The following is a 25,515-nucleotide window of genomic DNA, read 5'->3' as shown; positions in this document are numbered from 1 at the left end:
TCGCCTTTTTAAAGAGAGGAGCTTTCCCATGCCCATTAATCCGTATCTTGTCTTTAACGGCAACACGCGTGAGGCACTGACGTTCTATGCGCACGTTTTCGGTCAAGAACTACCGGAGATCATGGAGTTCGGACCCGGTCCCGGTCCTGACGGTCAGCCTTTTCCAGAAGAGATGCAGTCACTCGTCATGCATGCTCAATTGATTGTTCACGGCACCCGCTTAATGTTCTCAGACGCGATGCCGCATGATCCGGTCACGATCGGTCAGAACGTTACCTTGGCGCTCCACTTATCTGACGTGGATGTTCTACAGAAGACATTTGATCAACTCGCAAAAGACGGCAACGTCATCATGCCAATCCAAAAAACGTTTTGGAGTGAAGCGTACGGAATTGTCGAAGATACGTTTGGTGTGCAGTGGCAAGTCAATCATGTAGAGAGTGAAGTAGCGGTGTAACCTCACATTTTATATTTACTAAAAGGCGATTCCGTGACTTGGAATCGCCTTTTAGTTAGCTCTCGCTTAAAGAAGTCGAACGCACAGTTGACTGAATCAACTGCTTTAACCAGACTTGTCTTTCCTCTACTGAAAAATCTTCATTTCCGAATACCTCTACTCTGAACGGAAGCATTTCTAATAACTGACGCTCCAGTACTTGCCGCGCCTGTAAGATTGCAATCGTCCCTTCCACTCCTGATAACGAGCGATTCACACCATATGCTTGCTCAATGTAATAGGATACAAATCCGTCCGCCCATTCTGTCGGACGCTCTTTTAACGCTTTTCGGAAGCTTCGTTCTACATCCGGTTGATTGACATAGACGAGAACTGGTTGCAATGGCGCGATAATCGTCGCTAAGCGTTCAATATACGTTCGCAACGTCGCTTCCGGTTGATCGTATTTGATGAGCCCCATCGTCAATGGATTTTGCAAGAAGCAGCATTTAAAAACATACGTCATATCCGTCGTTAACGCTTGAGCGACAAATTCTTCCCACTTCTTAAATATCAATGACTGATGTAACTCAAAACGTAGTTATTACACACCCCTAATAAATTGCAAAAAATCGATTGGATTTTTTAACAAACGATCTATTTTATTTTAAGTAGACCTCTACTATAATATTTCCAGTAACAGAAATAGCACCACCAACGATGGCACCTACTAAACCAATGATTAAGGGATACCAGAATGTTTTTTTAAACTCTTTTTTTTCTTTTACCTTTTGTTTTTCAGCCTGTATTTCCCTATCTCTTTCTTCCGTTAAAATCTCATAATTAAGAGAGCTCAACATAGCTGCCTTTAAACCCTCATATGATCTAAATACGTCTTTTCTTAAATATTCTTTTTCTCCATCACTCAGCTTAAAACTACTCGAAAGGTCCTGTCGGCTGGCAGAATTCTCATTTTTGCCTCTTGTAGCTGGAGTTTTTAGGTAATGAAACATTAATGTAACAAAAGTAGTACCAATAACAATGTCAATAGGATTATTAGATGGATTATTGACAGCAATTAAAGATAGACCCAAAAACTGGGGATCTAGTGTTGTTGAAATATGCCCCATTCCTTCAGAAACCTGTGAAACTTTTGAATAATATGTACCAGCAATTCTTCTTGAGACCCATACAGATTCTTCTGTATAAATACACACAGTCTCATTCGCTGGTATTCTTATCTTATCGTCTACTATTGCTGAATTATTATCTGAAATTCTCCAAGCATACTTACTAGCTGTTAAGTTTATTGAGCTCCCCTTAACATTTTCAAGTTTTAGTGGAAAAATCATTATATTTTCTCCATCTATCAACTCTTTGCGAATATCAACATCACTCAATACCACTTTCTCACTTCTCCTTCCAGATTTTTATACCTTTATTTACCATATCATAAAGAAATACACTAAAGGAAGCGCTTTCTTATAATACATCTATAAATCATTATAAAGCTTGTAATAAACACTTAAATCTAGTTTATAATCGATATACATAGAAGAGAGAATTTACTACTATAGTTTTTGGTTTCCTTGAGATAATATCTAACTTTCTCTTTGACAACTTGCCGAATAAAAGTAATGGAAATTGATGTTATAGATAAATTTTAAATATTTAGCATTTAGCAAGTAAACCGTCCAAAATTAATAGTTTTTTTTAATAAAATTTTATAACGTAGTCGAAATACAATATCAAATACTTCAGTAGAGACGTCGTGTCTTACAATCATTTTGTTCTTTTTTTGAACTAATAATAACCGACCGCATCAATTCTCTTTTTATCCATTTTCTATTGTTTTTTTAGATCGAATAATAATAGTCACTAAAATATTTTTCGCCATAAGTTTAAGTATAGAACTGAAATTCAACTTAAAAATGGTTCTGCCTCGTCATGGTAAAAGACTCGTCTTGAACAGATCGGGTGAATGGCGGTATCGCATCGGTGATTATCGTCTGATTGCTGACATCCAGGACGAAAAAATCGTGATATTGATTCTTGAGATCGGGCATCGTCGGGACATTTATAAGTGATGAACTAGATAAAAGAATAATTTCTTTATTACATAACCCTTTAGACAAATTTTACAAAGATAATATCAGTAATTTGATGTAAAATATTTGTATAAATACCTATATACCTAAGGAGGAATACAAAAATGAAGTCTAAAGGTGCTATGACGGAAGAAGACATTAAAAATAAATATATTACGCCTGCTGTTGTTGGAGCTGGTTGGGATATGCAAACTCAAATCTATTTTGAACATTATTTTACGGATGGACGTGTAATCGTTCGTGGAAACTTGACGGCAAGAGCGGAAGGTAAACGTGCTGATTATTTATTGATGCATAAAAGTAATTATCCCTTAGCGATTATCGAAGCTAAAGATAATAACCATCCTGTAGGTGGGGGTATGCAACAAGCAATCGACTACGCAGAAATTCTAGATATCCCTTATGCCTATAGTTCGAATGGTGATGCCTTTGTTGAACATAATCGTTTAACTGGCGAAGAACGAACGATTGCCTTGTCTGAATTTCCTTCTCATGATGCACTTTGGTCGCGTTACCAACAGGATGCAGGTTTGAGTACTGAACAAAAAGAGCTTATCGACGAGCCTTACTACTTTCAACTTGGTGACAAAACACCTAGGTACTATCAACGGGTTGCAATCAATCGTACGTTAGACGCAGTCGCTCAAGGAAAAAATCGTATCATGCTAGTTATGGCAACAGGAACTGGTAAAACGTACACTGCTTTTCAAATTATTTATCGCCTTTGGAAAGCTGGTATCAAGAAACGTATTCTATTTTTAGCCGATCGGAACATTTTAGTCGATCAGACAATGATCAATGATTTTAAACCTTTTGAAAAGGTGATGACGAAGGTAGAAAACAGAGTTCTTGACAGTTCTTATGAAGTCTACACAGCACTTTATCAACAATTAGCTGGGGAGGACGGAACTGAACCCTTCCGACAATTCCAGCCTGACTTTTTTGATTTAGTGATCATTGATGAGGCTCATCGCGGATCTGCAAAGGAAGAGAGTCGCTGGCGTAAAGTTCTAGACTACTTTAATGGTACAGATACGACACATATCGGCTTGACTGCCACACCAAAAGAAACAAAAGATACGTCAAATACAACGTACTTTGGCGAACCACTCTATACCTATAGTTTAAAACAAGGAATTGATGATGGATTCCTTGCCCCTTATAAAGTTATTCGAGTTGGATTAGACCGAGATTTAGAGGGTTATCGTCCTGAAAAAGGAAAAGTCGATATGTTTGGGAATGAAATTGAGGATCGCGAATACAACAGTACTGATTTTGATCGTAATTTGATTATTGATGGTCGAACCGAAGAAGTCGCTAAACGTATTACAGAATTTCTAAAAAAGCATGACCGCTATATGAAAACAATTGTGTTCTGTGCAAACATTGATCACGCAGAACGGATGCGCAGCGCGTTAGTCAATCTTAATGCTGATTTAGTACGAGAGAACTCAAAGTACATCATGCGTATCACAGGTGATACACCAGAAGGAAAAGCACAGCTCGACAACTTCATTGATCGTTCGAGCCAATATCCGACTATTGTCACGACATCGAAATTGCTGACTACAGGAGTCGATGCGAAAACATGCCGCCTTATCGTACTCGATTCAAATATCAACTCGATGACTGAATTTAAGCAAATTATTGGTCGAGGGACCCGTCTGGATCCTGAGTTTGGAAAAGAATACTTTACTATCATGGACTTCCGTAATGTCAGTCGCTTATTTGCCGATCCAGCGTTCGATGGCGATCCTGTTGTCGTTTACGAGGTACCTACAGATAGTGAGCTACCAGACGAAACCAATGAACCGGAAGGAACATCAGAAACGGACACGACTACCTTTAAGCTCCCGGGCGAACAAAGTGATGAGGACGATTATCATACAGCACCTAAAAAATACCGAGTCAACGATGTCGATGTCCGAATTGCTAATGAACGTGTCTATTATTATGATGTTGGTGGAAAACTGATCACCGAGAATTTAATTGATTATACGAAACGTAATATTCGTAATGAATATGCTACATTGGAAGAGTTTTTACGGAAATGGAAAAGTGCTGAACAAAAGCAATCTTTGCTTGATGAACTAAAAAGACATGGTGTCTTGTTAGAAGCTTTGTTTGATCACGAACCGCACTTGAAGGGACTCGACGAGTTTGACTTAATTTGTCACCTTGCATATGATCAAAAACCACTGACAAAAGCTGAACGTGCTAACAACGTTAAAAAACGTGGCTATATCTATCAGTATCAAGATGTCGCACGCGAAATTCTCGAATTATTATTAGAAAAGTATCAAAAAGAGGGAGTCCAAGAGATTGATGGTACGAACGTTTTAGAGCTTCCTGAGTTTCAGCGCTTCGGTAGTTCACTCAAGATCGTCAAAGCCTTTGGTGGAAAGAAAGAGTATTTAAGTGCATTAAAACAATTAAAAGATGAAATTTATATTTCCTAGGAGTTGTAATTCATGTCAATCACATCGTTTGTAAAGAATATGCAAAACATCATGCGTAACGACGCCGGAATTTCTGGTGACGCACAACGTCTCGAACAAATCGTCTGGATTTTGTTCCTTAAAGTCTATGCGGCGAAGGAGGAACAATGGGAGTTGCATGACGATCACTATACTTCCATCATTCCAGAAGAATGCCGTTGGGAAAATTGGGCTGTCGATAAAAAAGACGGTAAATCTTTAACTGGAGAAGGTCTTCTCGATTTTGTGAACGGTACTCTTTTCCCTACTCTTAAAACGCTTCCGGTAGACGAATTGACACCGGTAAGTAAATCCATCGTCAAATTTGCTTTTGAAGATGCGAATAACTATATGAAAAATGGAGTACTTTTACGCCAAGTTGTGAATGTCATTGATGAGATTGATTTTACTGACTATAAAGAACGCCATGCTTTCAATGAAATTTATGAGCAAATTTTAAAGGATCTTCAAGCACAGCGCGCATCGGGAGAGTTCTATTCTCCCCGTGCGACGACCGACTTCATGGTACAAGTCACAAATCCAAAGCTAGGCGAGCGTGTCGCAGACTTTGCTTGTGGGACAGGTGGCTTCTTAACTTCATCGTTAAACCACTTAATTCAACAAGTCACAACAAATGAAGAACGAGAGCTCTACAATGCTTCAGTTTTTGGTATTGAAAAAAAAGCGTTTCCTTATTTACTCGCAATTACGAATTTATTGCTTCATGACATTGATAATCCAATAATTGTACATGGGAATTCTTTAGAGAAAAATGTACGTGATTACTCCGAACGTGAAAAATTTGAAGTGATTTTGATGAATCCTCCTTATGGTGGTTCCGAAATTGATGGAATAAAAATGAATTTCCCTCTCGAATTACGGAGTAGCGAAACAGCTGACTTATTTATGTCTGTCATTATGTATCGCTTAAAAAAGGATGGTCGTGCTGGCGTCATTTTACCAGACGGTTTCTTATTTGGGGAAGATGGGTCGAAACTTGCGATCAAAGAAAAATTGATTAAAGAGTTTAATTTGCATACGATTATCCGGTTACCACATAGCGTATTCGCACCGTATACATCGATCCACACAAACATGTTGTTCTTCGATAAAACAAAACCGACAGAAGATGTTTGGTTTTACCGGTTAGACATGCCCGAAGGGTATAAAAACTTCTCGAAAACACGCCCAATCAAGTTAGAACATTTTGAACCTGCCTTAGAGTGGTGGAATAATCGTGTAGAAATCATTGATGGAAAAAACGAAAAAGCACGTAAGTTTACAGCGGAAGAAATTATCGCCCGGAATTATAATCTTGATTTATGTAAGTTTCCTCAAGACGAAGAAGTTATTTTAGAGCCTCGAGAACTGATGGAAAATTATATAGCAGAACGCTCGCGTCTAAATCATGAAATTGATAGCATTTTAAATGAAATTCAATCTATGTTAGGTGAAACAAAATGAATGCACAAAAATTAAAAAAATCTATTTTAAAGTACGCTTTTGAAGGGAATTTAGTTACTCAAATCCAAGACAGTGAGTCTTCGATAGACCTTCTTAATATTATCAATCAAGAAAAAAATGCATTGATACAACAAAAAAAACTAAAAGCTGAACAGTTAGATTTAACTGTTCTTGAAAAAGAAATACCCTATGATATTCCTGAGAAGTGGACATGGGTCAAATTAGGAGCCATAACCGAAAAAATTCATTATGGGTATACAGCTTCTTCCAATCCAAACAGTGGTGAATCAAAATTACTCAGAATTACTGACATACAAAATAATACCGTTGAATGGGAAGACGTACCTTATTGTGAAATATCTGAGAACAATATTTCAAAGTTTTGCTTAATTGAAGGGGACATTCTTATTGCTCGTACTGGTGGAACAATAGGTAAAAGCTATTTAATATCTGAAATACCTTTAGAAATACCTGCGGTATTCGCATCTTACCTAATCAGAGTCCAATCTAGCTCAAGTCTGTACAAAGAGTATATTTCTTATTATTTGCAGAGTGAATTGTACTGGGAGCAATTAAGAAACATGTCAGCAGGAACAGGACAGCCAAATGTAAATGCTCAAAATTTAAAAAAATTGCTATTACCTTTTCCTCCTTTAAATGAACAAATAAAAATTGTGAATAAAATCAAAGAATTATTTTCAAAAGTTGAATTCTATGATAGTTACTTTGTAGAGTTAGATACTTTAAACAAGCACTTCCCTAAAAAATTAGAAAAATCAATTCTCCAATACGCAATACAAGGCAAACTAGTCGAGCAAGATATTTCAGAGAAACCCGCTTCAGAATTATTGAAACAAATTTCAGAACAGAAGGAACAAATGGTTAAAGAAAAAGTCATTAAGAAAGAAAAACCGATGCCTCCTATAACTGAAGAAGAAATCCCTTTCGATATACCAGAAACGTGGCAATGGGTGAGATTAGGTGAAATCTGTGTCACTAACATCGGTGTCACTTACAAACCCGGATCTATAACTACAAAAGAGGATCTTAATTCAATACCTGTTTTAAGATCTTCGAATATCCAAAACAGTTTGATAGATTTAAAGGATTTAGTTTATGTGAATAGCAAAATTCGTAATAATCAATTCCTTCATCCAGGTGATATTTTGATGTGCGTTAGAAATGGGAGTCCGAAATTAGTTGGGAAAACAGCTATCGTAAATTGTTCTGGAATGGCGTTTGGAGCATTTATGTCTAAAGTTTCTTCTCCAATTAACGATTATCTTCAAATATTCTTTCAATCTAATATTTTTAAGGATCAACTTGTCAGTTCAAAAACCACTACAATCAATCAAATTACACAATCTGTTTTAAAAAATATACTAGTACCTATTCCTCCTTTAGAAGAGCAAAAGCGAATTATTTTTGCCACTAATAACATTTTAAACAAATTTAAAGAGAAGTCCCAAAGAGTTTTTTAAACGACCGTTAAACAGACATGTTCGCTATTTATTAACAAGATAATTAATATTGTCTTAATACAGCGTTTTTAATTTTTTAGTTCACTTGTATACTAACTCATCTTTTAATCAATGTTTGATAACTTCAGTTAATTACAAGAAAACATACAAAAATGAACAAGTATAAATCTTTTGAACTGTTATCGGTCAATAGACAGAAAAATCGCAACACTTTTAAACGGCTTGGTCCTTACATTCTAGCGGGATCAAGTCGTTTAATCGTTCTTAATGTTATTAGCAGTAGTTTTATGTTCAAACATATTCTTTTTCACCTTTACTGTAACAAAATCTTTTTTTGGTATCTTATATTTTCTATATTCACTATATTTTCCTATATATACATTTTGCCAATCATCATGAAATGCTCAGGTTTCAAGTTTCCTTAGTTATTTTTTGCTATCATCTCGAATTTTAAAGATATTAATGCTGCCTGAGTGATGAATCGAAATTTATTCTTTATTTACCTTCTTTGAGAGCTTGAAAAGAGTTACAACTTCTATATCATGTAAAAGTTATCTTATTATTTCATACACAATTATTAATATTTTACTAACGAATATTTTTCGAATAGAGGAGAGCCACTCTTAAGCTAGCTAGCTTTATTATCTCAATAAACTTAATCGATAAACTACAGCACTTCTTAAAATTTATTTTTCATTCCAAAATAAAGATTAAGTCTCAAAGACAAAATTTCATGTAAAAATTGATTTAATTCATTTATGTATCTTTCTACTATTTTTATAGTCAGCGTCTTACCATCAAATGTAAATGGCTTCCCCATCTTCGGAAACGGCATTTTCTTCAATAATCTTTCTACTTTCACTGCATCGAACGGTCCCTTTAACTCCGCCGTTTGCGCATCCTTCAACTCTCGATACTTTTCCGCATGTAAATACTCATAAAAGAACGGTGCAACTTCCGCTGCAGTGATTGGCTCCATCCAACGCTCTTCTCCCCGGTCAAGCATCGCTAACAGAACAACCATCTTATAACTCCGATTCATAATCGTCTTTTCGACCTGCTCGATCAATTCGCGATTTGCATCGTATGCCTCGATTTCTTCGTGTGATAACTGCCTATGCTCCTTCAAGAACCCAACGTAAGAACCCCATTCCTGTTTATAGCCTTGCGGAACTGCCGCATATTCTCCGATTTCAACATAGGATGGTCGACGACCGAGTTCGTATTTGATTTGCTCGTATTGCTCAATCAATCGTAACTTCCGCTGACTTGGTTGCCGGAGTCGATGAATCAATTCCAGTGCCCGCGTATCGAACTCAATCACACAGCCGGGTGGTGGCGTAATCGGCTCTATTTCGCCTCGCTTGAATGATTCTTTCATCTTCCCGAGCAGCTTCAGCTTCGTCTCGACGTTACGATAGTTCCCAATCAAATCGATGATGACGCAATGCGATTTATCTTGCGCTAAACGTAAGCCGCGTCCGATTTGTTGCGTATAGATGGCGACGGATTCAGTCGGTCGACAGAACAAGAGTGTATCGACTTTCGGAATATCGACACCTTCATTAAATAAATCGACGGTAAAGAGAACGTCAATCTCGCCTTGCTCGAATGCTCGCATATACTTTGCACGATTCGTCGTCTGCCCGGTCAATGCAAATGCCGTCGTTCCTTTTTCCCGGAATACTTGCGCCAGATATTCTGCCTGCTTGATCGACGAACAAAAGCCGATTGTCTTCGTTTGCCGACATTTCTCCCATGAATGATAGATATTATCCGCGACCTCTCGATCAAGTTGTCGATGCTCGAGCTGCGACGCATCATACGTCCGACCGATTCGTCGAATCTGGGAATAGTCGATCGTGTCATGAATACCGTAATAATGAAACGGCGTCAAAAAGCCTTCAGCAATCGCTGCCGTGAAATGCATCTGGAACGCAACGTTATGGTGACAGATCGCATAGACATCCGCACCGTCCATCCGGTCTGGTGTCGCCGTCAGACCAAGAAGGAAACGGGGCGTGAAATGATCGATGACCTTCCGATAACTCGTCGCTGCCGCGTGATGGAACTCGTCGACAATGATGAGATCAAACTGGTCCGTTGCAAAGCGATCCAAGTGACGTTTTTGCGCCAGCGTCTGGACGGAAGCGAAGACGATCTCCGTCGTCTCCGTGACGGTCCGGTCACTGCCGATATAAAAGCCGGTCTGCCACGCCGGATTGACTTTTTTAAACGAACGCTCCGCTTGCAGTAACAGTTCTTTTTGATGCGCCAGGAATAGGACTCGTGTAAAGTCTCCCGCAAAGAACGCACTGAGGTAGGTCTTCCCTAATCCAGTCGCAAGCACTGCCAACGCCCGTGTCCGTCCTTCTTCCATCGTTTCCCGTAACGCTTGCAGCGCTTCTTCCTGCACCCGGTGTGGCAAGATTTCTGGTGCAACGACGACCGTTCTTTCGTCATACTCGACTTCTGGTTCCGCGACATATTGACGTGCCGCGTACTCTTGACAATAGGTTTCTAAGACAACCGGATTCAGTTCTTCTGCCGATTCACTGAGATAAAGATCCATGAAGGCATCAATCGCATCATCAAGGATCTGTGGAGCGACAGCTTGCGGTAGATGAACGTTCCATTCGATACCGGACCGAAGCGCACTGTTCGAGATGTTCGACGAACCGACGATTGATAAGCCAGTCTCTGCGTTTCGAAACAGATACGCTTTCGGATGGAAAGAGCGTCCGCCTGACCGGTAAAAGCGAACTGACAACCCATCAAGCGCAAGCAATTGCGCCAATGCTTCTGGATCGGTGATGTGTAGATAGTCGCCAATCAACAGCCGAATCTCGGCTCCTCGTTGCAAGGCACGACGAAACGCTGGGACGAGTAAGGCGACGCCTGACTTCTGGGCAAAAGCTGCGACGATATAGACTTCCTCCGCCAAATCAATGGCTTCGACGAGTGAGTCATATAAGTGATGCGTCGTCAGCTTCGCTTCCGGGATCAATCTTCGACCTCAATCAGGTAAAGCCGTTCTTCAAAACCGCCGCGCTTTCGCTGTTTCGCCTGTCGGACGGCTTCCAGTTCCTCGACTGTCACGCCGTGCGTCTTCGCTAGTGCCTGAATCAGTTCGAGCAGGTCAGCCAGCTCCTCGACTGCATCTGCGTCCGTCACCGCAGCTTCATATTCCGCGACTTCCTCATGGAGCTTTCGTTTTGCTTCCGCTAAAAACTCTTCCGGCTCAAGCGTACGGAACGTCGCCTGCTTTCCGGTTTTCGCAATGATGGTTGGAATTTCGTCTCGGACTAACTTATGATAAAGAGGCATTTTGCTTCACTCCTTGTATGTAATAGTAACGTTGTCACAACTATCCTACAGTTAGACGTAAATCGCACGCCATATCCCTATTCACCACCCAAAATCATAGGAGGTTCTTTTCATGAACGCATTCAAAAAAATCAACACAGACCAGGCACCTGCTGCCATCGGTCCCTATTCGCAAGGTTTCATCGCCAATGGTACGTTCTATGCCTCCGGTCAGATTCCGATTGACCCGGCAACCGGTGAACTCGTTGCCGGCGGGATTGCCGAACAGACGGAACAGGTCATGAAAAACGTCGATGCAATCTTAAAAGAAGCCGGCCTGACACCGGACCGTGTCGTCAAGACGACGTGTTACTTAACGAGCATGGAGCACTTTGCGGCCTTCAATGAAGTTTATGCCGCGTACTTCGAACCGCATCACCATTTCCCGGCCCGTTCATGTATCGCTGTCAAAGAGTTGCCGAAGGGTGCTTTGGTCGAAGTCGAGATTTTAGGATTAGTCTAATGCATTGCAACACGTCACTGTTGGTGGCGTGTTTTCATTTTCGTAATTCCCAGCGCCCTGTCCCTTTGCCTGTCTCACTGTAGAACAAATCCTTCGTTCCTTCATATAACTCACACTCACTCGCATGAAAATAGATTAATTTTCGGATGCGGGCATCGAGTCCGGCTTCCGTCGAAAAACGTGACACATCTAAATCGTTTCGCTCTCGTACACGCTGGTAAAGCTCTGTCAACTCCAGTTGGCGTTCTGTCTTCAAGATTTCGATGATGGCTTTTAATAATGCTTCACTGCTTTCAGTCATCAGGGTCTCCTCCACTCATTCAGTTATCTGCTTTTTCATCCGTCTTTTTGCTTCCCGTGACATCGCGACGACCACCGCAATCAACTGCGGGATGAGCATCAACAAACTGACAAACAGAATCAGTTGTTCGGCTGTCAGCGGTTTAAAATACCCGTCCCAGCCGAAACCTTTCCTCTGTCCCGCAAAATAAACCGAGACGAAATAAGACACGAGATTGCCGACAACTACAAACAACAGATGACTAAAACGGTGTCCGACATAGGCGAGTGCCGTAAACACGACAAGTAACAACAAATAACCAAGTAATGTTCCCGTTTTGAAATCTTCCAATAATGCAAAATAAACGAACGGAACCGTGTAACCGATTAGGACAATCAGTCCGATCAGCCCTTTTTTCATCTCGTTTCCTCCCCTCTTTCTGTACATTGTCCATAGAGCCAGTCCCGCAGCACTTCCCACTCTTCTGGAAAGGCATTGCTGCCGTGAGATACCCGGTCTCCACCTGGACCACTCCAACTGATTTCCCAGTCCGTCCCGTCGAGAATCAGCCATTCCGTCTCATAAATCGGTTTCCAGTCGGTTACCTTTGCTTGCGTCAACCGTTGTTCAAGCACCGCTTGTTGCTTTGACGAGAGCCGCTGGATTTTAGGTTCTTCCCGCCCGTCCTCTTCGTATCACAATTTCCCGGTTTCCCCATTCCAGAAGAACGTTTGCCCTTGCCCCATCCCGGACTCCCGATAGCGAAATTGATTTATCTGTTTTTGGTTCATATCCAGCTCTCCTTGCTGTACTTTCCCTGGTATTCCCATTGTAATTCATTTTCCGTTTTCTACCTATCACAAAAAATAAACAGGTACCCTTTGTCGTATATTTCTAATACGATAAAAGAATACTTTTTTTGAAGGAGGTCTTTCCCATGACCAATCAACACCTCTTCTTATTCGGCGGTGGTCCACCGTTTACGGAAGGACTCGCCCGTCGTTTCGCGAGTGTTTGCGCATCGGCCGGTCCCATCGCTTTACTGTACGTCCCGCGCGAAGGTACGTCATGGATGTCCTACGCCCCCGTCTTGACCGGTCCGCTCGAAGCGCACGGGAAGACGGACTTTTTCCACTTCCCGCTCTCCGGGCATCCGACCTTGTCTCAGCTTGCGACGCTGAAACAAAGCGCCGGGATCATCATCTCGGGTGGGGAAACGGAATGTTATCAGGACTACATCCTCAATACACCGATCGGCGCCGTCATCCAAGAACGGTACCGCTCCGGTGTCCCGGTCGCCGGTTTTTCTGCCGGGGCATTACTCGCACCGGATGAGTGCCGGATTCCGGCAATCGATCAACGGGACGGTCGGGACTTAGTCCTTGAGGGGCTCGGCCTCTTACCGGACGCCGTCCTCTCCGTGCATTACGATACCTGGGATGAAGCCGCGAATTTACACCAGGCATTCACTACAACCGGAAGCCTATACGCTTACGGTTTACCGGAACGGACAGGGATTTACCTTAACAACAATCAACTCGTACGACAGGAAGGCCCCCTGCCTGTCGTGCTCAAGCGAACGGAGGAACACACATGCCGACCATCGTCACCGCCGTCAAAGGCATCATCCGGCAAGATCACCGAATCCTGATCGTCCAGCGTGCCGCTGCCGACTCGGGTGGCGGGACCTGGGAATGTCCGGGCGGGAAGATTGATTTCGGGGAGCAACCGGAAGCGAGTCTGATCCGTGAAATCCGAGAGGAAACGGGACTCTCAGTCACGGTCGACCGGATTGCGTATGCCTCCAGTTTCCTGACCCACTCCGACCGCCAAGTCATCTTACTCGTCTATTTCTGTACGGCGGAAACCAATGCTGTCAGCTTATCGGACGAACACGACGCCTATCTTTGGGCTGACGAAGCAATGATTCGGAAACAGATTGCGCCGAACATCTTAACGGACTTTGAGCGGTATCAGATATTTCCTCAGCTCATCTCGACTTGAAAACACGTCACGTGAAGTGGCGTGTTTTTTTGTTGTCCTGCCCACCAGGACAGATCGTCTTTTTCCTGAAATGCAACTTCCTTGATGCATCTCGTCACGAGGTTGACGTCGTCATTCCTTAAGTAAATTTACATATTTGTTTAATTGCACCCAAATATATATTAAGATTGTTATATATTGAAAATCAGCTTAGCGCCAGCTTCAGGGATGTTGAGAAAACAGACGGGTGTGCTTAAGTGAAAGGAGTGCGGCATGAAAAAACGAATGTACCTTGCATTACCGCTAGCGGCCCTGTTACTGACGGGATGTGTGAGCGACGAGGAGACGGTTTCTTCGACAGACACGAAGACGGAGGAACGTGCTCCAAAAGAAGAGACGCCGCAGACGAGCGACGTCAAAGAACCGACAGCGGACATCGTTAAAGAAGACGCGAAACAGGAGACGCCTCCTGCAGAGCCGGTTGCTAAAGAGACGACCGAAAAAAAATCAGATACGACAACGGATCAAAAAGAAACAGAAGACAAGCCCTCGGTCACGGCGTCCAGCAATGATCCGTTCACCGGATACAAACAGATTCAAGTCGATGGCGGCGACCAGTCCGGAGACCGTCAGGCGAACGTCGTCGTCGATATCGGGTTCGGGGACCGTGAATACTGGGCATTTACGAACAAGCATGGACAACTCGTCAAAGTCATCGCCAAAAAGATCACCTTACAAAATGATAAAACGGAAGACGTGACGTCAGCCGGTCGCTACTATCATGATGAAGCGAAGGTTCCGGGTGTCGAACACCGTGATCTTGATGAAGGACATGTCATCGCCGATTCGCTTGGCGGTGTCTCGAACGCCTACAACATCACGCCGCAGGACAGCACGCTCAATCGCCACGGCGATCAAGCGTACATGGAAGATACTATCCGTAAAGCCGGTGGTGCGACGAATTTCGAAGCGATCATCCGCTATGAAACGACGAAAACGCAAATTCCTTCGAGTTATCAGTACACGTACACAATCAAAGGCAACGTCATCGTCGACAAGTTCGATAACGTCAACCCGGATGGTGTCAACGCGTCGCTCGGTCTGACCGAGAGTCCGGAAAGTAAACCGAAGGCTGAACCAAAGGCAGCGCCAAAAGCAACACCAAAAGCTGAACCGAAGGCGAAAACACCTGCCGCTTCGACACCAAGCACGACGCCGGAAACAGGCGGTGACGTCTCAAGCGTCGATGCGAACGGAAACGGACAAGTCACAATCCAGGAAGCGAAGGATGCCGGTTTCAGCATGCCGATCCGGAGTGACCACTGGCTCTATCCGTACATGCGGGACAACGATAACGACGGCATGGTCGGTGAATGACAACACGAAAAGGCAGGCTCCGCGGAGCTGCCTTTTTTTAATTATGTGTCACATCATAACCGACGACTTTGTTGCGCCCCGTCTGTTTTGCCTGATACAGCGCCTGATCGGCTTTTTGGACGACTTCGAACGCCGTCTTGGCTTGATCGGACGATGCGACACCCATCGAAAGCGTGACATGGAAAGCCGGATACGGTTTGAAGATGAAGTGTTGATCGGCGCACGCCGTCCGGATCCGTTCCCCGAGTCGCTCCGCTTCACGGTGCGAGATATCCGGCAGGACGACGACGAATTCCTCGCCGCCATACCGGGTGACGAGTCCCGTTTCCGGACAAAACGTCGTCAACAGATGACTGAGTTGCCGTAAGACGACATCCCCGCCATCATGTCCGTATTCGTCATTGACCGACTTGAAGAAGTCGATATCGACAATCAGGACCGAGAAGGCATACCCGTGTTTGTCATAGTCGGCCAATGTCTCATCTAGTTTCCGCCGATTGGCGAGATTCGTCAGACTGTCCGTCAAGGCAAGCTCCTGCTGGGCTTGGACGAACTGGAAATGTTTCCGTAACTCCTGCAGGAAACGAAACGTCACGTACCCTCCGAGAAGATTGAAGATGATGTAGACGAATGACATCTCGAAAAACCGAATGAACGTATCCGTCAACAAGTACAGGGCCGGTAAGCTGTAGCCGATTCCGATGCTCAGTAGGACAAGGTAGTCTTTAAACGTCTGGGCAGCAAAGCGACGGTAAATACTTGCCGTGACGAGTAAAGCAAGACAAATCAGCGTCGCGAGAATCAAACCTTGGTAGACACCGGGTGGCGTGACGAGAAAACGGGCCCCGATGACGGCGACCGTCGTCAATGCGCCACTGACCCAGCCGCCGTAATAATACGCCGTGACGAGCGCGACGAGTCGTAAATCAATCTTCGCTCCATCGTAGGAGATACTGTTTAAGACGAGCAGTGCCCCGATCACGCTTGCAATCAATCCGACGGCAAGTCGGATCCGGATGGAGGAGTGCGGTGAAATGCGTTTGATGTTGCGCATCGGTAAGAAAGCGAACAGCAGGGACGTAATCAAAAGGGAAAAGTTTAATAGAAACTGGTTGAACTGACTCAACACGCCGATCGACATCCCTTCAAAAAAACAGCTTTTTCTGTCTATATCTTCTTTATCGTCTTACCGGAACCCTTTTTCTAGCCGTTTTGTAGGTTTTCCATTTTCTTAAAGGGGAATAATTATGACAGTCGCATCTGTTAATTCGTAAAAGGGGGAACTACTTGTGGACATGAACGAAGAAAAACGAAAAAGTAAAATGCCTTTCTTCATCGGGCTCGTCATCGTCATCTTTTTAATCGTCGCCGCTGCGTTAATCATCTACGTCACGTCTGAACCGAAAGAGGAAACGCAACAACTCCTCCAACTGACGGTGAGCCAAGTCACGCCGTACTTACCACTTGCCGGCTAACGAGACCTTACTTTTTTTCAACCAAAAGGGCAGACCGATTTTCTTCGGACTGCCCTTTCCTTTTGCCTACATGACATACCGCGCCTCTTTCTTATCGATGATATTGCGGACCCGGTTTTCAGTCACCCCGTACACGAGCGCAAGCTTTCGAATCGATGCTTCGCCCGCCCGGTAGCGCCGCCGGATCTCCCGAATCTGCCACGCCGACAATTCGACATGGTCCGTCAACAGCAGATCGAATTCAGCGAGCAAGGAAGCATAGGCTTGACTCGGCGAAGGCTTGACCGACAGATTATCGATGTGGTCGTTCAACCGGTCATGATCCGCCCGGACGAGACGTTCCTGGCAGGCAGTCGGGTCAAGAAACGCCCGGGCGACGAGTTCACCGACGTAAAACCGTTCACCACGCCCCTGCTGATACAGCGTCACTTTCCGGTAGCCGTCCTGATTGATTCGCGGACGCAGGACGACACCCGTGCGCCGCTGTTTGACGCCGCGGCTCGTCTCGACAATCCGGTCGAGCGAACGGACGTTGCCTGACGTCGAGACCTGATAACTTCCCTCATACCCCTGCACCATCTTCCAATGTTCCATATGAGCAATGACCTCCATTCGGTCCTAAAACGCCAACAGTTCTTACTCCCATTATACAACAAAGCGAACAAACGTTCTAATTTTAATGTTCCTTTTTTGTATGGTAATCTAACAAAAAAAGGAAACGGGGTCTTTTGATGAAATTTGTTTTATTGCTCGGTCCGCAGGCGGTCGGAAAAATGACGATCGGTCAGGAACTGGAACGGTTGACCGGGATGAAGTTGTTTCATAACCACCAGACAATCGATTTGTTGTTGCCCTATTTCGACTTTTCAAAGCCCGCCCATCACAGGCTGAAGGACTTGATCCGCCGGGAGATGTTCAAGGAGATGGCGGTCAGTGATCTCGAAGGTGTCCTCTTCACGTTCCTCTGCCTGTTCGGGGTCGAGGGCGGGGGAATCGAATTCATCGAGGAGACGGTCGCGTTGTTTGAAGAGGCGGGTTCCGACGTCTATATCGTCGAACTCGAAGCATCCGTCGCGACTCGTCTCACGCGGAATACGACGGAAAACCGCCTCACCCATAAGTTTACGAAACGGGATCTCGCCGCTTCCGAAAACGACTTGCTCGAGACGGCAGACGGCTACCGGACGTCCTCCCTGCCAGGAGAACTGCCGTACCCGAACTACTTCCGCCTGGATACGGAAGGACGCTCTGCCGCTGCAAGTGCCGAAGCAATCTGTGCCCGCTTCGGCTGGTCTTACACACCCGTCAGGTAACGTCATGAAAGGGGAATGCCGCTTGAAGTCGCACCGGAACGAATACCACTCTCTGATCCTGACTTTCATCCTCTTGATTGTCAGCATCCTGCTGTTCTTCGGGCTGAACGGACGGACGTTCCCGAATATGAGCCTTTGGGTCCCGATCAGTCTGTATTCGCTCGTCGGCGTCGGCTATGTGATGTCACTCCTGATTGCGCTCCGGTTGAAAAACACTGTCATCAAGACCTTCAGCCTGCTTGCCACTCTGATGCTGTTGCTCCCGCTCGTGATTTGGGTTTATCTCCTGCTGCTCGCGAACGGCATCTCGGAACCTTAAAAAAAGAGGACAAGCCGTTCGCAGTCTGCGACGCGGATTGTCCTCTTTTTCGTTTAGTGCGTCAAGGCTAACGAAAATCCGTCATCCGTTCTCTCAAATCCACTCTTCTCCCAAACGACGGCTTCCCCGCCTCTGCCCGTCACGGACGGTAACAATAATGTCCGTGCCAGATACGCCGTGATGACCCTCAAGGCTTCTTCAACGTAGCCGGCGGCGTCAGACGGATCGATTGCGTCATAGCTGAGTTGCTGACCGGCTAACTGCATCGTCGCAACCTGTTGGTGCTCGTCCCGCAGCTCCAATGTCCAAACACAGCCGTCTGTCGTATCCACCGCTTCGATGTGTAAGCGGGACGTCGTAAAATCAGGATGGCGTCCGTTCATCTTCATTCCTCCCCTGTCACGTCAAACGTTGCCGTTGCGTAAGCTTGCCCATTAATCAAGATGGTCACACGATGCGTCCCCGGATAGTGGACACGTGTCGTCAAGTTACGAAACGATTGCCTCTTCGTGAATGTCTCCCGCTCACGGACGAGCCGTTCACTGATTCGGAAGACCTTCCGACTCGTTTTCCGCTTTTTGAAATAGTCAATCGCATATTCAATCCGCAGGACTTGCGGTTCCGTCGTCGCGAGGCTAAACGTAAATGACAGCTCGCCCCCGATCGGCAGCGACGGTGTCACCGTCAAATCATCGACCGTGACCGTGCCGCGTGTCACGAGACCAAATGCCTTTAGGACGTCAGGGTGTCCTTGTTTCAGCAACGTCCGCGAAGCATGACGTAACACCCAGTCCGTCTGCGGATTGTTTCCGAGCTGATCGAGTCGTTCAATCACAAGTTCCGGGTGCGTCTTCGTGATGTCGTTCAAGTGATTGGCGACACTCTTGCGGACGTAAAGTGAGTCGTCGGTCAGCAACCGGTCGAGCAGCGGCAGGACGGGACGCGGATCGGCAATCAACGCCGGGATGGCCTGTCCCCATGGTAGGCGTGGTCGTGTCCCTTCCGATGCCAGGCGCCGGACATGTTCATCGTCCGACGTGCTCCAGAGCAGTGCCTGTTGTAAGTACCGGTCTTGGTCGCTCAGTAAAAATCGCCGGACAGCGAACTCCGCTGTCGAATACGGCGTCAGCCGTTCGAGTGCCAGCAACGACCGGTCCCAGTCGTCGCCGTAGAGCTCGATATAGTCGGGAAACACGATCCCGGCGAGTCCCGTGAACTCCGGGGCAAGCCGTTCGAGTGTTGTCGCCGCCCCATCAAATTCACGTGGCACATACGATCCAAGCGACGTCGAAATTCGGCGGACCCGTTGTTTGAAGGCGAGTTCCTCCCAGTCGGCTTGTTTGATGTCCTGCTGCAGCCGCGGCGCATCCAGCGCCCGACTCAGGCGGTCGAGCCAGTCGTCTGAAAAAACATCTTTAATCAGTGCCATGCAGCATCCAGTCCTTTCGTCGTTCGGTTTCGAGTAACGTCGCTTTCCGGGCGAGCCCGCCGGCATATCCGCCTAAGTCGCCATTCGCCCGAATGACGCGGTGACACGGGATGACGAGTGCCAGTTGATTGGCACCGTTCGCCCGGGCGACGGCACGAACGGCGAGTGGATTACCGATCCGGATGGCAAGTTCTTGATAGGAAATCGTCTCCCCGGATGGAATTTGCTCCAACTCGGCCCAGACGAGACGCTGGAATGGTGTCCCGTACAGTTTGCGCGGCGTCGCGAACTTGTTCAGCGTCCCGTCGAAATAGTCGGTCAGCTCCTGTCCGATTTGCTCAAAGATGATTGATTCCCCCGGGACGATGACGGCACGTGCCGCGAGACGAAGCCGTTCGATCTCCCGTTCCAGTCCTCGGCGATCGACGAATTCAAGCAAATGAAGGGCTGCGTCGTCCGCAATCGCGAGCATCGGACCGAGTGGCGTATCGAGCCATTTCGCCTGCAAGTAAGTCCCGTCCCAGCGTTTTGGTGTCGCACCCATGATTTTTGCGAAAGCATCCCGAAAGCCGCTGCTCGATTCGTAGCCACCCGCGAGCTGGGCCTCGATGACCGGTTTCCCGGTCCGGATTTCTTTCATCGCCAGTCCCATCCGACGTGAGCGGGCATACTCGACGAACGTCATCCCGAAGCGTTTTTTGAATTGGCGGCGCGCCGTTGACGCATCGAGTCCAAGTTCCCGGAAATCGCCCTCCTTAAATCGTTTTTCCGGTGTCGCTTCGACAGCGGCAACAAGACGGCTGATGATGTCACTCGCACCGGGGTGCGACAAGGGTTTACAGCGGAGACACGGGCGATATGAAGCGAGTAAGGCTTCTTTCGCCGTCTTGTAAAATTCACAATTCTCCCGTTTCGGTTTCCGGGCCGGACAGGACGGACGGCAAAAGATGCCTGTCGTCTTGACGCCGACGAAGAACCGCCCTTCATAGGTCGCATCCCGGCGGACGAGTGCCGCATAATACTCTTCTGTTTGATGGTCCTCCATGCGATCGCCTCCTTCTTTCCTTCAGTATACCGAGTTCTTCCGATGGGATGTCGCCGAAAATCAGGCATCGATGTGTTTGTTTTTGCGACGTGCCTGATCCGGACGCGTGTCCACTTCAAAAAAAATCCGCCTCTTCAGCCACAGATGGCTGAGAAACGGATCGTGCTTTCATTTAACGCTTTGGTTTACGTCGCAGGAGGAGGAACGTCACGAAGGCACTGAGCAATAGACTACTGACAATCCACGGTAAGATACGCGGGACGATACCTGGCTCGACTGCACGATCTTCGACCGGGATGATTTCGCTCGATGTCAATGGATCCTGCAACAGATGTTCAACTGCCACTGCATGCAGTTCTGGTGTCATGAGAGCTATGAAGACGACGAAGACGAGTACTACTACCACGCCGCTGGTTCGTTTCATTGTTCCTCCTCCTTTCCTGATTTTTATTTTCACGATCGTCTTCTAATAAAAATTCGTTTTTTAAAGAATGCCCGAGAGTAGGAATCGAATCTTGAATCCTTCAAAATCATTGAGTCTGCAATCTAATGCGACTGACTTAAACGTCAGTCTTTACAGAGACAAAGGTGACCGACGTTACATCCGCCACCCTCCTCTCGTCTAAAAGAACGCACGCGCTTCAGGCGACTTTTTTGAGTCATCTCCGTCAGACAGCTTATTGTTGTTCGCGACGACCGCGGATTGCAAAAAATCCTAGAAGTGAAGCGGCTGCAATTCCGAACAGTGACCATAAGATACCGGCTGACGATTGAGTTTCAGCGGCTCCGCCAAGACCTGTGTTCGGCATGCTTGCTGGCGTCCCTTGGAATTTATCCGGGAATTGATCGACGATTGCTGTCGCTGTTCCTTCACCGACTCCGTACATATGACCGTAAGCTTCACGGATTGCCGGGTACGTTTTATCGTAGTCTTTTTCATTGTAGCTGTTGAAGGCGAGTAACAATTGATCAACGTGCATCTTCAAGCCTTCTTCCAGGTCTTTTGACTTCAGGCGACCTTCCGTTGCTGCATCAAGGAAGGCCGCTTGTTCGACACGGTATTCGTCGAGCTCTTTGACGGCCATGTCACGTGCGTCTTCATCTTCCGCCCCCGTTGCTTTGACATAGTCGACGAAGTAGCCGATGTGGCTCGACCAGATTTTTTTGAATTCTTTCGCTGCATCACTACCGTAGACCGAGCCGATTGATGCTGTCAGGTCGTCCGTGTTTTCACTGAGTGCACCGGCTGCGGCATCAAAGTCTTTTGCTCCTTCAATCCCTTTTTGCATCGCAAGTATTGCGAGTGCCGCGTGTTCCGAGAAGTTGTGGTTCAGACCGGCACGTAAATCGGCTGCGGGTGTATCGACTTTCGTATTTTCAAATTTATCCGGGTATTGATCGACGATTGCTCCCGATAATCCTTCCCCGACCATGTACATATGCTCGATTGCTTTTCGCAAATTGCTGTACGTGGCGTCATAATCACCTGCAACGTAACTGTCGAACGACGTCAAGAGTTGGGTGACGTGGACTTTTAAGCCACCTTCGAGATCAGCTGCTTTCAATCGCCCTTCCGTTGCTTTATCCAAAAAGGCTGCCTGTTCGACGCGGTACGAATCGAGGTCATCGAGCGCTTTTTGTTTTGCTTCCTCATCTTCTGCCCCTGTTGCTTTCACGTAATCGACGAAGTAACCGATGTGACTTTTCCAAATTTCTTTAAAGGCTTCTCCGCCTTCATCCCCGTAAACTGATCCGACGGCTGCTGAGAGATCATCGGCATTTTGATTCAGTGCACCTGCTGCTTGATCAAAATCATCCGCCCCATCAATCCCTTTTTGCATTGCAACGACTGCGAGGTAGGCATGTTCCGATAAAAGCTGATCGAGTGTCGCCCGGAGGTCGGACGCTGGTGAGGAGACATCGAGAGACATGTTTCCGGAGCTGGCCATCTTGCTGTGATCTTCATGACCATGGGCACTGACGCCGGCTGCCGGAATCAACAATGCGGCACTGAGTGGAACTGCGAGAAACGACTTTTTCATTTTCATCTTGTAAACACCCCTTTATTTTTTTGGACTACACATAGATAACGTAAGAAGTTCACAAATAGTTTTGATTTTTAATATTTTTCCCAAAAAAATAAAGACTTCGGCAGCGAAGTCCTTATTTCCCATTAATGATGTCCATGATGATCCGTCTGTTCCCCTGCCGGTACGGCCTGTTTCAATAAGCTCTGTGCCGCCTCGAGCTCTTTTTCTGACACATCCCCCACTTGAACGAGTGCTTTTGGTGTGTAGACATGCGAACCGACATGGACCATACCATTGACGAGATAGACACCGGCTTTTTTAAAAGGAATACTGCTGACATAATGTCCCTGTTTCTGTTCTGCCATATACGTTTCTGTCTCGTCACTTCCTACTGGCGTAACTTGAACATGCACCTGATCGATGGCTTGCGGGTTCTCAATTTCAAGCGCGACCGTCGTGTTCGTGTCTGCTGCGATTTTCTCCGGTGCGTAAAGTCCGACTTTCATCGCAGGCGCAGCCGCTTTTGTCTCGAACTGACAGCCGGCCAGTAACACCATACTACTGGCGAATAAACCTGTTAATACGAATCGTTTCATGCTGCCGCCTCCTTATTTCCTTTACGTCGACGCGTGAAAATCAAGAAATCGAGTACGAGGATTGTCATGACCGACAGTGCCGCGAGTGGCATCGTCAAACTGATCACTACAATCAAACCGGCAACGATTTTTTGCACGCGTTGATCACTCGCCCGTTTTGGTGGCGCTAGTTTTCCTGCACCATTTCGGCGTTTCCACCATAGAACAAATGAGCTGGCGACGATGAAGATTAATCCTAGACACAGTGCTAATCCGACGAGTTGATTCAAGAAACCAAACAACCGTCCTTCATGAAACCCAATCCCAAGCGTAATGCCCTTCGCGAGGAGTCCGTAGTCTGCATAAGAGACATTGGATAAGACCGTTCCCGAATATTGATCGAGATTAATCGTCGCTTCTTTGGTCGGCGCACTTTGAAGAGAGGATAACGTATAGACCCCTGTTTCCCCTTGTGGAAGTGTAATTTGATACGGGCGTCCCATCCCTAACTGTTTTGCTTCAGCTGCGACTTCCGTCACAGACAGTGTCAACGGTCGGGCTGGTCCCGAACTCGGAACGACGTCGTTTTGTGTCGCCCAAGGAATATCCGTCGCAATGTCCTTCGTGACGATTTTTGACGCCATACTTTCATCCGGTCCGTACGCAAACTGTGGATAATTCGAATTGGCTTTCGTCGCAATCGTATTGATCCACTGACCTGCGACACCCGACCATGCGAGTCCGGAACCGATGATCACGAGTAATCCGATCGTTGACCAGACGGCAACTGAACCATGAAGCCCCTTCCAAAAATTACGTGCTCCGTTTTTCTGTCTGAAGGACGGGAAAAATACACGCTTGAAGCTCCCCGTTTTCCCTCGTGGCCAAAAGAGATACGTTCCTGTCACCAATAAAATGATTGCCCAGCTCGCTGCAAGTTCGACGAGAAGATTTCCGGCTTTCCCAGCAAACAATTCCCCATGAATTGTTTTAATAAAGCCGAGTGGTCCTGCCCCGAGTCGTTTCCCCGTCACTTCACCCGTGTATGGATCAACATAGACATATCCCGACTCCTCTTTGAACGTCACGCCAATCCGTGTCGTCCGGTCTTGTTGCTCAAACTGACCAAGCGAAGAAATACCCGCCTCTGGATATTTGTCCGCGACAGCTTTCATCTGATCTTCGAGCGGCAGACGTTGCCCTGTCTCTTCCGTGAAGATCATGTCACGGTACAACATATCCTCCAGTTGCGGTTTAAATAAGTAAATCGATCCTGTGACGGCAAGTATGATAAAAATCGGTGCAAAAATAATGCCTGCATAAAAATGCCACCGCCACATCGATTGGTACCAGCTCTGCTGCACGCGCGAAGCTTGATTCCGTTCTTTCATGATCATATCCCCCGTTCTTTCCTATATATGTCCCACATGTGAACACGTCTTTAATTATAAGCGGTTACATCAAGCCAACTTTTAACACACTATGGCGAATTCTTGCCAATCCAGTGTTGTTTCTGCGTAGTCCCTATGAAGAAAATGCACACATACTGGAGTCTTTTTTCATAGATTCCACAAATGACTTAAAAAAGATTTCACTTTTTTTTGCTTTTTTAAATCCAAACGAAATCCGGGTGCGTATGCTGTTCAGAACGATGAGGAAACGAATTACCAGATTGGTTAAAATAAAACCCAAATTTGAAAGGATGATTACAAATGAAACACACTAAAAAATTCGCAGCATCAGCAATGGCAGCAGCACTCGTATTACCAGGAACGGCGGCGTTTGCATCAGGCGGTTCAGACGACATGATGCATGAGGACAAAGCAAAAAACGTCACGGTCAAAACGAAAGCAGCAGATCTTCGTGCGACACTCGACCAATTGCTTTCTGAGCA

Annotated in this window: 28 protein-coding genes and 1 pseudogene; 13 read left to right on the top strand and 16 right to left on the bottom strand. The window is 46.0% G+C overall.

The window, feature by feature from the left end; translation table 11 throughout:
* The first annotated feature begins 28 nt into the window (after window positions 1-28).
* On the top strand, window positions 29-457 hold the full coding sequence (locus KNQ02_RS12285; RefSeq protein ID WP_214808699.1) for a VOC family protein: 429 nt from the start codon (window positions 29-31) through the stop codon (window positions 455-457).
* 55 nt (window positions 458-512) lie between these two features.
* Here the strand turns inward: KNQ02_RS12285 and KNQ02_RS12280 are convergent, their stop codons facing one another.
* On the bottom strand, window positions 513-1,013 hold the full coding sequence (locus KNQ02_RS12280) for a P-loop NTPase family protein (protein ID WP_214808696.1): 501 nt from the start codon (window positions 1,011-1,013) through the stop codon (window positions 513-515).
* A gap of 85 nt (window positions 1,014-1,098) precedes the next feature.
* Window positions 1,099-1,842, bottom strand: coding sequence for a hypothetical protein (locus KNQ02_RS12275; protein ID WP_214808694.1), 744 nt, complete (start codon window positions 1,840-1,842; stop codon window positions 1,099-1,101).
* Window positions 1,843-2,367: 525 nt separating this feature from the next.
* On the opposite strand from KNQ02_RS12275, the gene KNQ02_RS12270 reads away from it, so the two are divergent.
* The 4 genes from KNQ02_RS12270 (at window position 2,368) to KNQ02_RS12255 (ending at window position 7,966) form a co-directional block, all read left to right on the top strand.
* Window positions 2,368-2,523 (top strand): type II toxin-antitoxin system RelE family toxin, encoded by a 156-nt coding sequence (locus KNQ02_RS12270; protein ID WP_214808691.1) that lies wholly within the window; start codon window positions 2,368-2,370, stop codon window positions 2,521-2,523.
* A gap of 125 nt (window positions 2,524-2,648) precedes the next feature.
* Window positions 2,649-5,003 (top strand): EcoAI/FtnUII family type I restriction enzme subunit R, encoded by a 2,355-nt coding sequence (gene hsdR / locus KNQ02_RS12265; RefSeq protein WP_251135079.1) that lies wholly within the window; start codon window positions 2,649-2,651, stop codon window positions 5,001-5,003.
* Between the two features lie 12 nt (window positions 5,004-5,015).
* Window positions 5,016-6,485 (top strand): class I SAM-dependent DNA methyltransferase, encoded by a 1,470-nt coding sequence (locus tag KNQ02_RS12260; RefSeq protein ID WP_214808688.1) that lies wholly within the window; start codon window positions 5,016-5,018, stop codon window positions 6,483-6,485.
* The gene (locus KNQ02_RS12255; protein WP_214808685.1) at window positions 6,482-7,966 is read left to right on the top strand and encodes a restriction endonuclease subunit S; all 1,485 of its coding nucleotides are present in this window, start codon (window positions 6,482-6,484) and stop codon (window positions 7,964-7,966) included. Before KNQ02_RS12260 ends, KNQ02_RS12255 begins: the two co-directional genes overlap by 4 nt.
* 679 nt (window positions 7,967-8,645) lie before the next feature.
* On the opposite strand, the gene KNQ02_RS12250 is transcribed toward KNQ02_RS12255, so the two are convergent.
* Together KNQ02_RS12250 and KNQ02_RS12245 are read right to left on the bottom strand one after the other, a co-directional pair.
* On the bottom strand, window positions 8,646-10,973 hold the full coding sequence (locus KNQ02_RS12250; RefSeq protein WP_214808682.1) for a DEAD/DEAH box helicase family protein: 2,328 nt from the start codon (window positions 10,971-10,973) through the stop codon (window positions 8,646-8,648).
* Window positions 10,970-11,293 (bottom strand): nucleoside triphosphate pyrophosphohydrolase, encoded by a 324-nt coding sequence (locus KNQ02_RS12245; protein ID WP_214808679.1) that lies wholly within the window; start codon window positions 11,291-11,293, stop codon window positions 10,970-10,972. The genes KNQ02_RS12250 and KNQ02_RS12245 overlap by 4 nt, the downstream gene beginning before the upstream one ends.
* Window positions 11,294-11,405: 112 nt before the next feature.
* Between KNQ02_RS12245 and KNQ02_RS12240 the strand changes: the two genes are divergently transcribed.
* Window positions 11,406-11,795, top strand: coding sequence for a RidA family protein (locus KNQ02_RS12240; protein WP_214770368.1), 390 nt, complete (start codon window positions 11,406-11,408; stop codon window positions 11,793-11,795).
* Window positions 11,796-11,829: 34 nt separating this feature from the next.
* Here the strand turns inward: KNQ02_RS12240 and KNQ02_RS12235 are convergent, their stop codons facing one another.
* From KNQ02_RS12235 to KNQ02_RS15650, 3 genes are read right to left on the bottom strand one after another with little or no spacing between them, the layout of a single operon-like run.
* The gene (locus KNQ02_RS12235) at window positions 11,830-12,096 is read right to left on the bottom strand and encodes a hypothetical protein (protein WP_214808678.1); all 267 of its coding nucleotides are present in this window, start codon (window positions 12,094-12,096) and stop codon (window positions 11,830-11,832) included.
* 15 nt (window positions 12,097-12,111) lie between these two features.
* The gene (locus tag KNQ02_RS12230) at window positions 12,112-12,495 is read right to left on the bottom strand and encodes a hypothetical protein (protein WP_214767321.1); all 384 of its coding nucleotides are present in this window, start codon (window positions 12,493-12,495) and stop codon (window positions 12,112-12,114) included.
* The gene (locus KNQ02_RS15650) at window positions 12,492-12,710 is read right to left on the bottom strand and encodes a hypothetical protein (RefSeq protein ID WP_251135078.1); all 219 of its coding nucleotides are present in this window, start codon (window positions 12,708-12,710) and stop codon (window positions 12,492-12,494) included. The genes KNQ02_RS12230 and KNQ02_RS15650 overlap by 4 nt, the downstream gene beginning before the upstream one ends.
* A 302-nt stretch (window positions 12,711-13,012) precedes the next feature.
* Between KNQ02_RS15650 and KNQ02_RS12220 the strand changes: the two genes are divergently transcribed.
* From KNQ02_RS12220 to KNQ02_RS12210, 3 genes are all read left to right on the top strand, one after another.
* A complete protein-coding gene (locus KNQ02_RS12220) occupies window positions 13,013-13,726 on the top strand; it encodes a Type 1 glutamine amidotransferase-like domain-containing protein (RefSeq protein WP_214808675.1) in 714 nt (237 codons plus the stop codon).
* Window positions 13,669-14,079, top strand: coding sequence for an NUDIX hydrolase (locus tag KNQ02_RS12215; protein WP_214808672.1), 411 nt, complete (start codon window positions 13,669-13,671; stop codon window positions 14,077-14,079). The genes KNQ02_RS12220 and KNQ02_RS12215 overlap by 58 nt, the downstream gene beginning before the upstream one ends.
* A gap of 252 nt (window positions 14,080-14,331) precedes the next feature.
* On the top strand, window positions 14,332-15,435 hold the full coding sequence (locus tag KNQ02_RS12210) for a DNA/RNA non-specific endonuclease (RefSeq protein ID WP_214808669.1): 1,104 nt from the start codon (window positions 14,332-14,334) through the stop codon (window positions 15,433-15,435).
* Between the two features lie 37 nt (window positions 15,436-15,472).
* Here the strand turns inward: KNQ02_RS12210 and KNQ02_RS12205 are convergent, their stop codons facing one another.
* A complete protein-coding gene (locus KNQ02_RS12205) occupies window positions 15,473-16,564 on the bottom strand; it encodes a GGDEF domain-containing protein (RefSeq protein ID WP_214808666.1) in 1,092 nt (363 codons plus the stop codon).
* 166 nt (window positions 16,565-16,730) lie between these two features.
* On the opposite strand from KNQ02_RS12205, the gene KNQ02_RS12200 reads away from it, so the two are divergent.
* Window positions 16,731-16,910, top strand: coding sequence for a hypothetical protein (locus KNQ02_RS12200; RefSeq protein WP_251135081.1), 180 nt, complete (start codon window positions 16,731-16,733; stop codon window positions 16,908-16,910).
* Window positions 16,911-16,976: 66 nt separating this feature from the next.
* Here KNQ02_RS12200 and KNQ02_RS12195 read toward each other — a convergent pair whose 3' ends face one another.
* The gene (locus KNQ02_RS12195; protein WP_214808660.1) at window positions 16,977-17,504 is read right to left on the bottom strand and encodes an NUMOD4 domain-containing protein; all 528 of its coding nucleotides are present in this window, start codon (window positions 17,502-17,504) and stop codon (window positions 16,977-16,979) included.
* Between the two features lie 137 nt (window positions 17,505-17,641).
* Between KNQ02_RS12195 and KNQ02_RS12190 the strand changes: the two genes are divergently transcribed.
* On the top strand, window positions 17,642-18,223 hold the full coding sequence (locus KNQ02_RS12190; protein WP_214808656.1) for a DEAD/DEAH box helicase family protein: 582 nt from the start codon (window positions 17,642-17,644) through the stop codon (window positions 18,221-18,223).
* Window positions 18,224-18,245: 22 nt separating this feature from the next.
* A complete protein-coding gene (locus KNQ02_RS12185; RefSeq protein ID WP_251132069.1) occupies window positions 18,246-18,542 on the top strand; it encodes a hypothetical protein in 297 nt (98 codons plus the stop codon).
* 53 nt (window positions 18,543-18,595) lie between these two features.
* On the opposite strand, the gene KNQ02_RS12180 is transcribed toward KNQ02_RS12185, so the two are convergent.
* From KNQ02_RS12180 to KNQ02_RS12150, 7 genes are all read right to left on the bottom strand, one after another.
* Window positions 18,596-18,925, bottom strand: a complete 330-nt coding sequence (locus tag KNQ02_RS12180) for a hypothetical protein (protein ID WP_088836140.1) — start codon at window positions 18,923-18,925, stop codon at window positions 18,596-18,598.
* A gap of 2 nt (window positions 18,926-18,927) precedes the next feature.
* A complete protein-coding gene (locus KNQ02_RS12175) occupies window positions 18,928-19,971 on the bottom strand; it encodes a DNA alkylation repair protein (protein WP_088838399.1) in 1,044 nt (347 codons plus the stop codon).
* The gene (locus tag KNQ02_RS12170; protein WP_214767331.1) at window positions 19,958-21,016 is read right to left on the bottom strand and encodes a bifunctional transcriptional activator/DNA repair enzyme AdaA; all 1,059 of its coding nucleotides are present in this window, start codon (window positions 21,014-21,016) and stop codon (window positions 19,958-19,960) included. Before KNQ02_RS12170 ends, KNQ02_RS12175 begins: the two co-directional genes overlap by 14 nt.
* 172 nt (window positions 21,017-21,188) lie before the next feature.
* A complete protein-coding gene (locus tag KNQ02_RS12165; RefSeq protein WP_214808653.1) occupies window positions 21,189-21,440 on the bottom strand; it encodes a hypothetical protein in 252 nt (83 codons plus the stop codon).
* Between the two features lie 253 nt (window positions 21,441-21,693).
* Window positions 21,694-23,064 (bottom strand): copper amine oxidase, encoded by a 1,371-nt coding sequence (locus KNQ02_RS12160; RefSeq protein ID WP_088836137.1) that lies wholly within the window; start codon window positions 23,062-23,064, stop codon window positions 21,694-21,696.
* 125 nt (window positions 23,065-23,189) lie between these two features.
* On the bottom strand, window positions 23,190-23,642 hold the full coding sequence (locus KNQ02_RS12155; protein WP_088836136.1) for a hypothetical protein: 453 nt from the start codon (window positions 23,640-23,642) through the stop codon (window positions 23,190-23,192).
* On the bottom strand, window positions 23,639-25,012 hold the full coding sequence (locus tag KNQ02_RS12150; protein WP_239456801.1) for a PepSY-associated TM helix domain-containing protein: 1,374 nt from the start codon (window positions 25,010-25,012) through the stop codon (window positions 23,639-23,641). Before KNQ02_RS12150 ends, KNQ02_RS12155 begins: the two co-directional genes overlap by 4 nt.
* A gap of 321 nt (window positions 25,013-25,333) precedes the next feature.
* Between KNQ02_RS12150 and KNQ02_RS12145 the strand changes: the two are divergent.
* Window positions 25,334-25,515, top strand: a pseudogene (locus KNQ02_RS12145) (copper amine oxidase); the annotation flags it as partial.

The sequence above is a fragment of the Exiguobacterium sp. s102 genome (assembly GCF_018618635.1).
In the GTDB taxonomy this organism is placed as follows: domain Bacteria; phylum Bacillota; class Bacilli; order Exiguobacteriales; family Exiguobacteriaceae; genus Exiguobacterium_A; species Exiguobacterium_A oxidotolerans.
Note: the sequence above shows the minus strand (reverse complement) of the source record. Positions and strands in the feature narration are given on the sequence as shown.

What these genes read in the sequence shown, in the direction of transcription:
- KNQ02_RS12270 (WP_214808691.1), top strand. Translation starts at nt 2,368, where the DNA reads ATGGTTCTGCCTCGTCATGGTAAAAGACTCGTCTTGAACAGATCGGGT.
- KNQ02_RS12285 (WP_214808699.1), top strand. Translation starts at nt 29, where the DNA reads ATGCCCATTAATCCGTATCTTGTCTTTAACGGCAACACGCGTGAGGCA.
- KNQ02_RS12155 (WP_088836136.1), bottom strand. Translation starts at nt 23,642, where the DNA reads ATGAAACGATTCGTATTAACAGGTTTATTCGCCAGTAGTATGGTGTTA.
- KNQ02_RS12160 (WP_088836137.1), bottom strand. Translation starts at nt 23,064, where the DNA reads ATGAAAATGAAAAAGTCGTTTCTCGCAGTTCCACTCAGTGCCGCATTG.
- KNQ02_RS12220 (WP_214808675.1), top strand. Translation starts at nt 13,013, where the DNA reads ATGACCAATCAACACCTCTTCTTATTCGGCGGTGGTCCACCGTTTACG.
- KNQ02_RS12260 (WP_214808688.1), top strand. Translation starts at nt 5,016, where the DNA reads ATGTCAATCACATCGTTTGTAAAGAATATGCAAAACATCATGCGTAAC.
- KNQ02_RS12165 (WP_214808653.1), bottom strand. Translation starts at nt 21,440, where the DNA reads ATGAAACGAACCAGCGGCGTGGTAGTAGTACTCGTCTTCGTCGTCTTC.
- KNQ02_RS12150 (WP_239456801.1), bottom strand. Translation starts at nt 25,012, where the DNA reads ATGAAAGAACGGAATCAAGCTTCGCGCGTGCAGCAGAGCTGGTACCAA.
- hsdR (WP_251135079.1), top strand. Translation starts at nt 2,649, where the DNA reads ATGAAGTCTAAAGGTGCTATGACGGAAGAAGACATTAAAAATAAATAT.
- KNQ02_RS12180 (WP_088836140.1), bottom strand. Translation starts at nt 18,925, where the DNA reads ATGAACGGACGCCATCCTGATTTTACGACGTCCCGCTTACACATCGAA.
- KNQ02_RS12195 (WP_214808660.1), bottom strand. Translation starts at nt 17,504, where the DNA reads ATGGAACATTGGAAGATGGTGCAGGGGTATGAGGGAAGTTATCAGGTC.
- KNQ02_RS12200 (WP_251135081.1), top strand. Translation starts at nt 16,731, where the DNA reads ATGAACGAAGAAAAACGAAAAAGTAAAATGCCTTTCTTCATCGGGCTC.
- KNQ02_RS12170 (WP_214767331.1), bottom strand. Translation starts at nt 21,016, where the DNA reads ATGGAGGACCATCAAACAGAAGAGTATTATGCGGCACTCGTCCGCCGG.
- KNQ02_RS12210 (WP_214808669.1), top strand. Translation starts at nt 14,332, where the DNA reads ATGAAAAAACGAATGTACCTTGCATTACCGCTAGCGGCCCTGTTACTG.
- KNQ02_RS12240 (WP_214770368.1), top strand. Translation starts at nt 11,406, where the DNA reads ATGAACGCATTCAAAAAAATCAACACAGACCAGGCACCTGCTGCCATC.
- KNQ02_RS12230 (WP_214767321.1), bottom strand. Translation starts at nt 12,495, where the DNA reads ATGAAAAAAGGGCTGATCGGACTGATTGTCCTAATCGGTTACACGGTT.
- KNQ02_RS12235 (WP_214808678.1), bottom strand. Translation starts at nt 12,096, where the DNA reads ATGACTGAAAGCAGTGAAGCATTATTAAAAGCCATCATCGAAATCTTG.
- KNQ02_RS12175 (WP_088838399.1), bottom strand. Translation starts at nt 19,971, where the DNA reads ATGGCACTGATTAAAGATGTTTTTTCAGACGACTGGCTCGACCGCCTG.
- KNQ02_RS12255 (WP_214808685.1), top strand. Translation starts at nt 6,482, where the DNA reads ATGAATGCACAAAAATTAAAAAAATCTATTTTAAAGTACGCTTTTGAA.
- KNQ02_RS12215 (WP_214808672.1), top strand. Translation starts at nt 13,669, where the DNA reads ATGCCGACCATCGTCACCGCCGTCAAAGGCATCATCCGGCAAGATCAC.
- KNQ02_RS12190 (WP_214808656.1), top strand. Translation starts at nt 17,642, where the DNA reads ATGAAATTTGTTTTATTGCTCGGTCCGCAGGCGGTCGGAAAAATGACG.
- KNQ02_RS12245 (WP_214808679.1), bottom strand. Translation starts at nt 11,293, where the DNA reads ATGCCTCTTTATCATAAGTTAGTCCGAGACGAAATTCCAACCATCATT.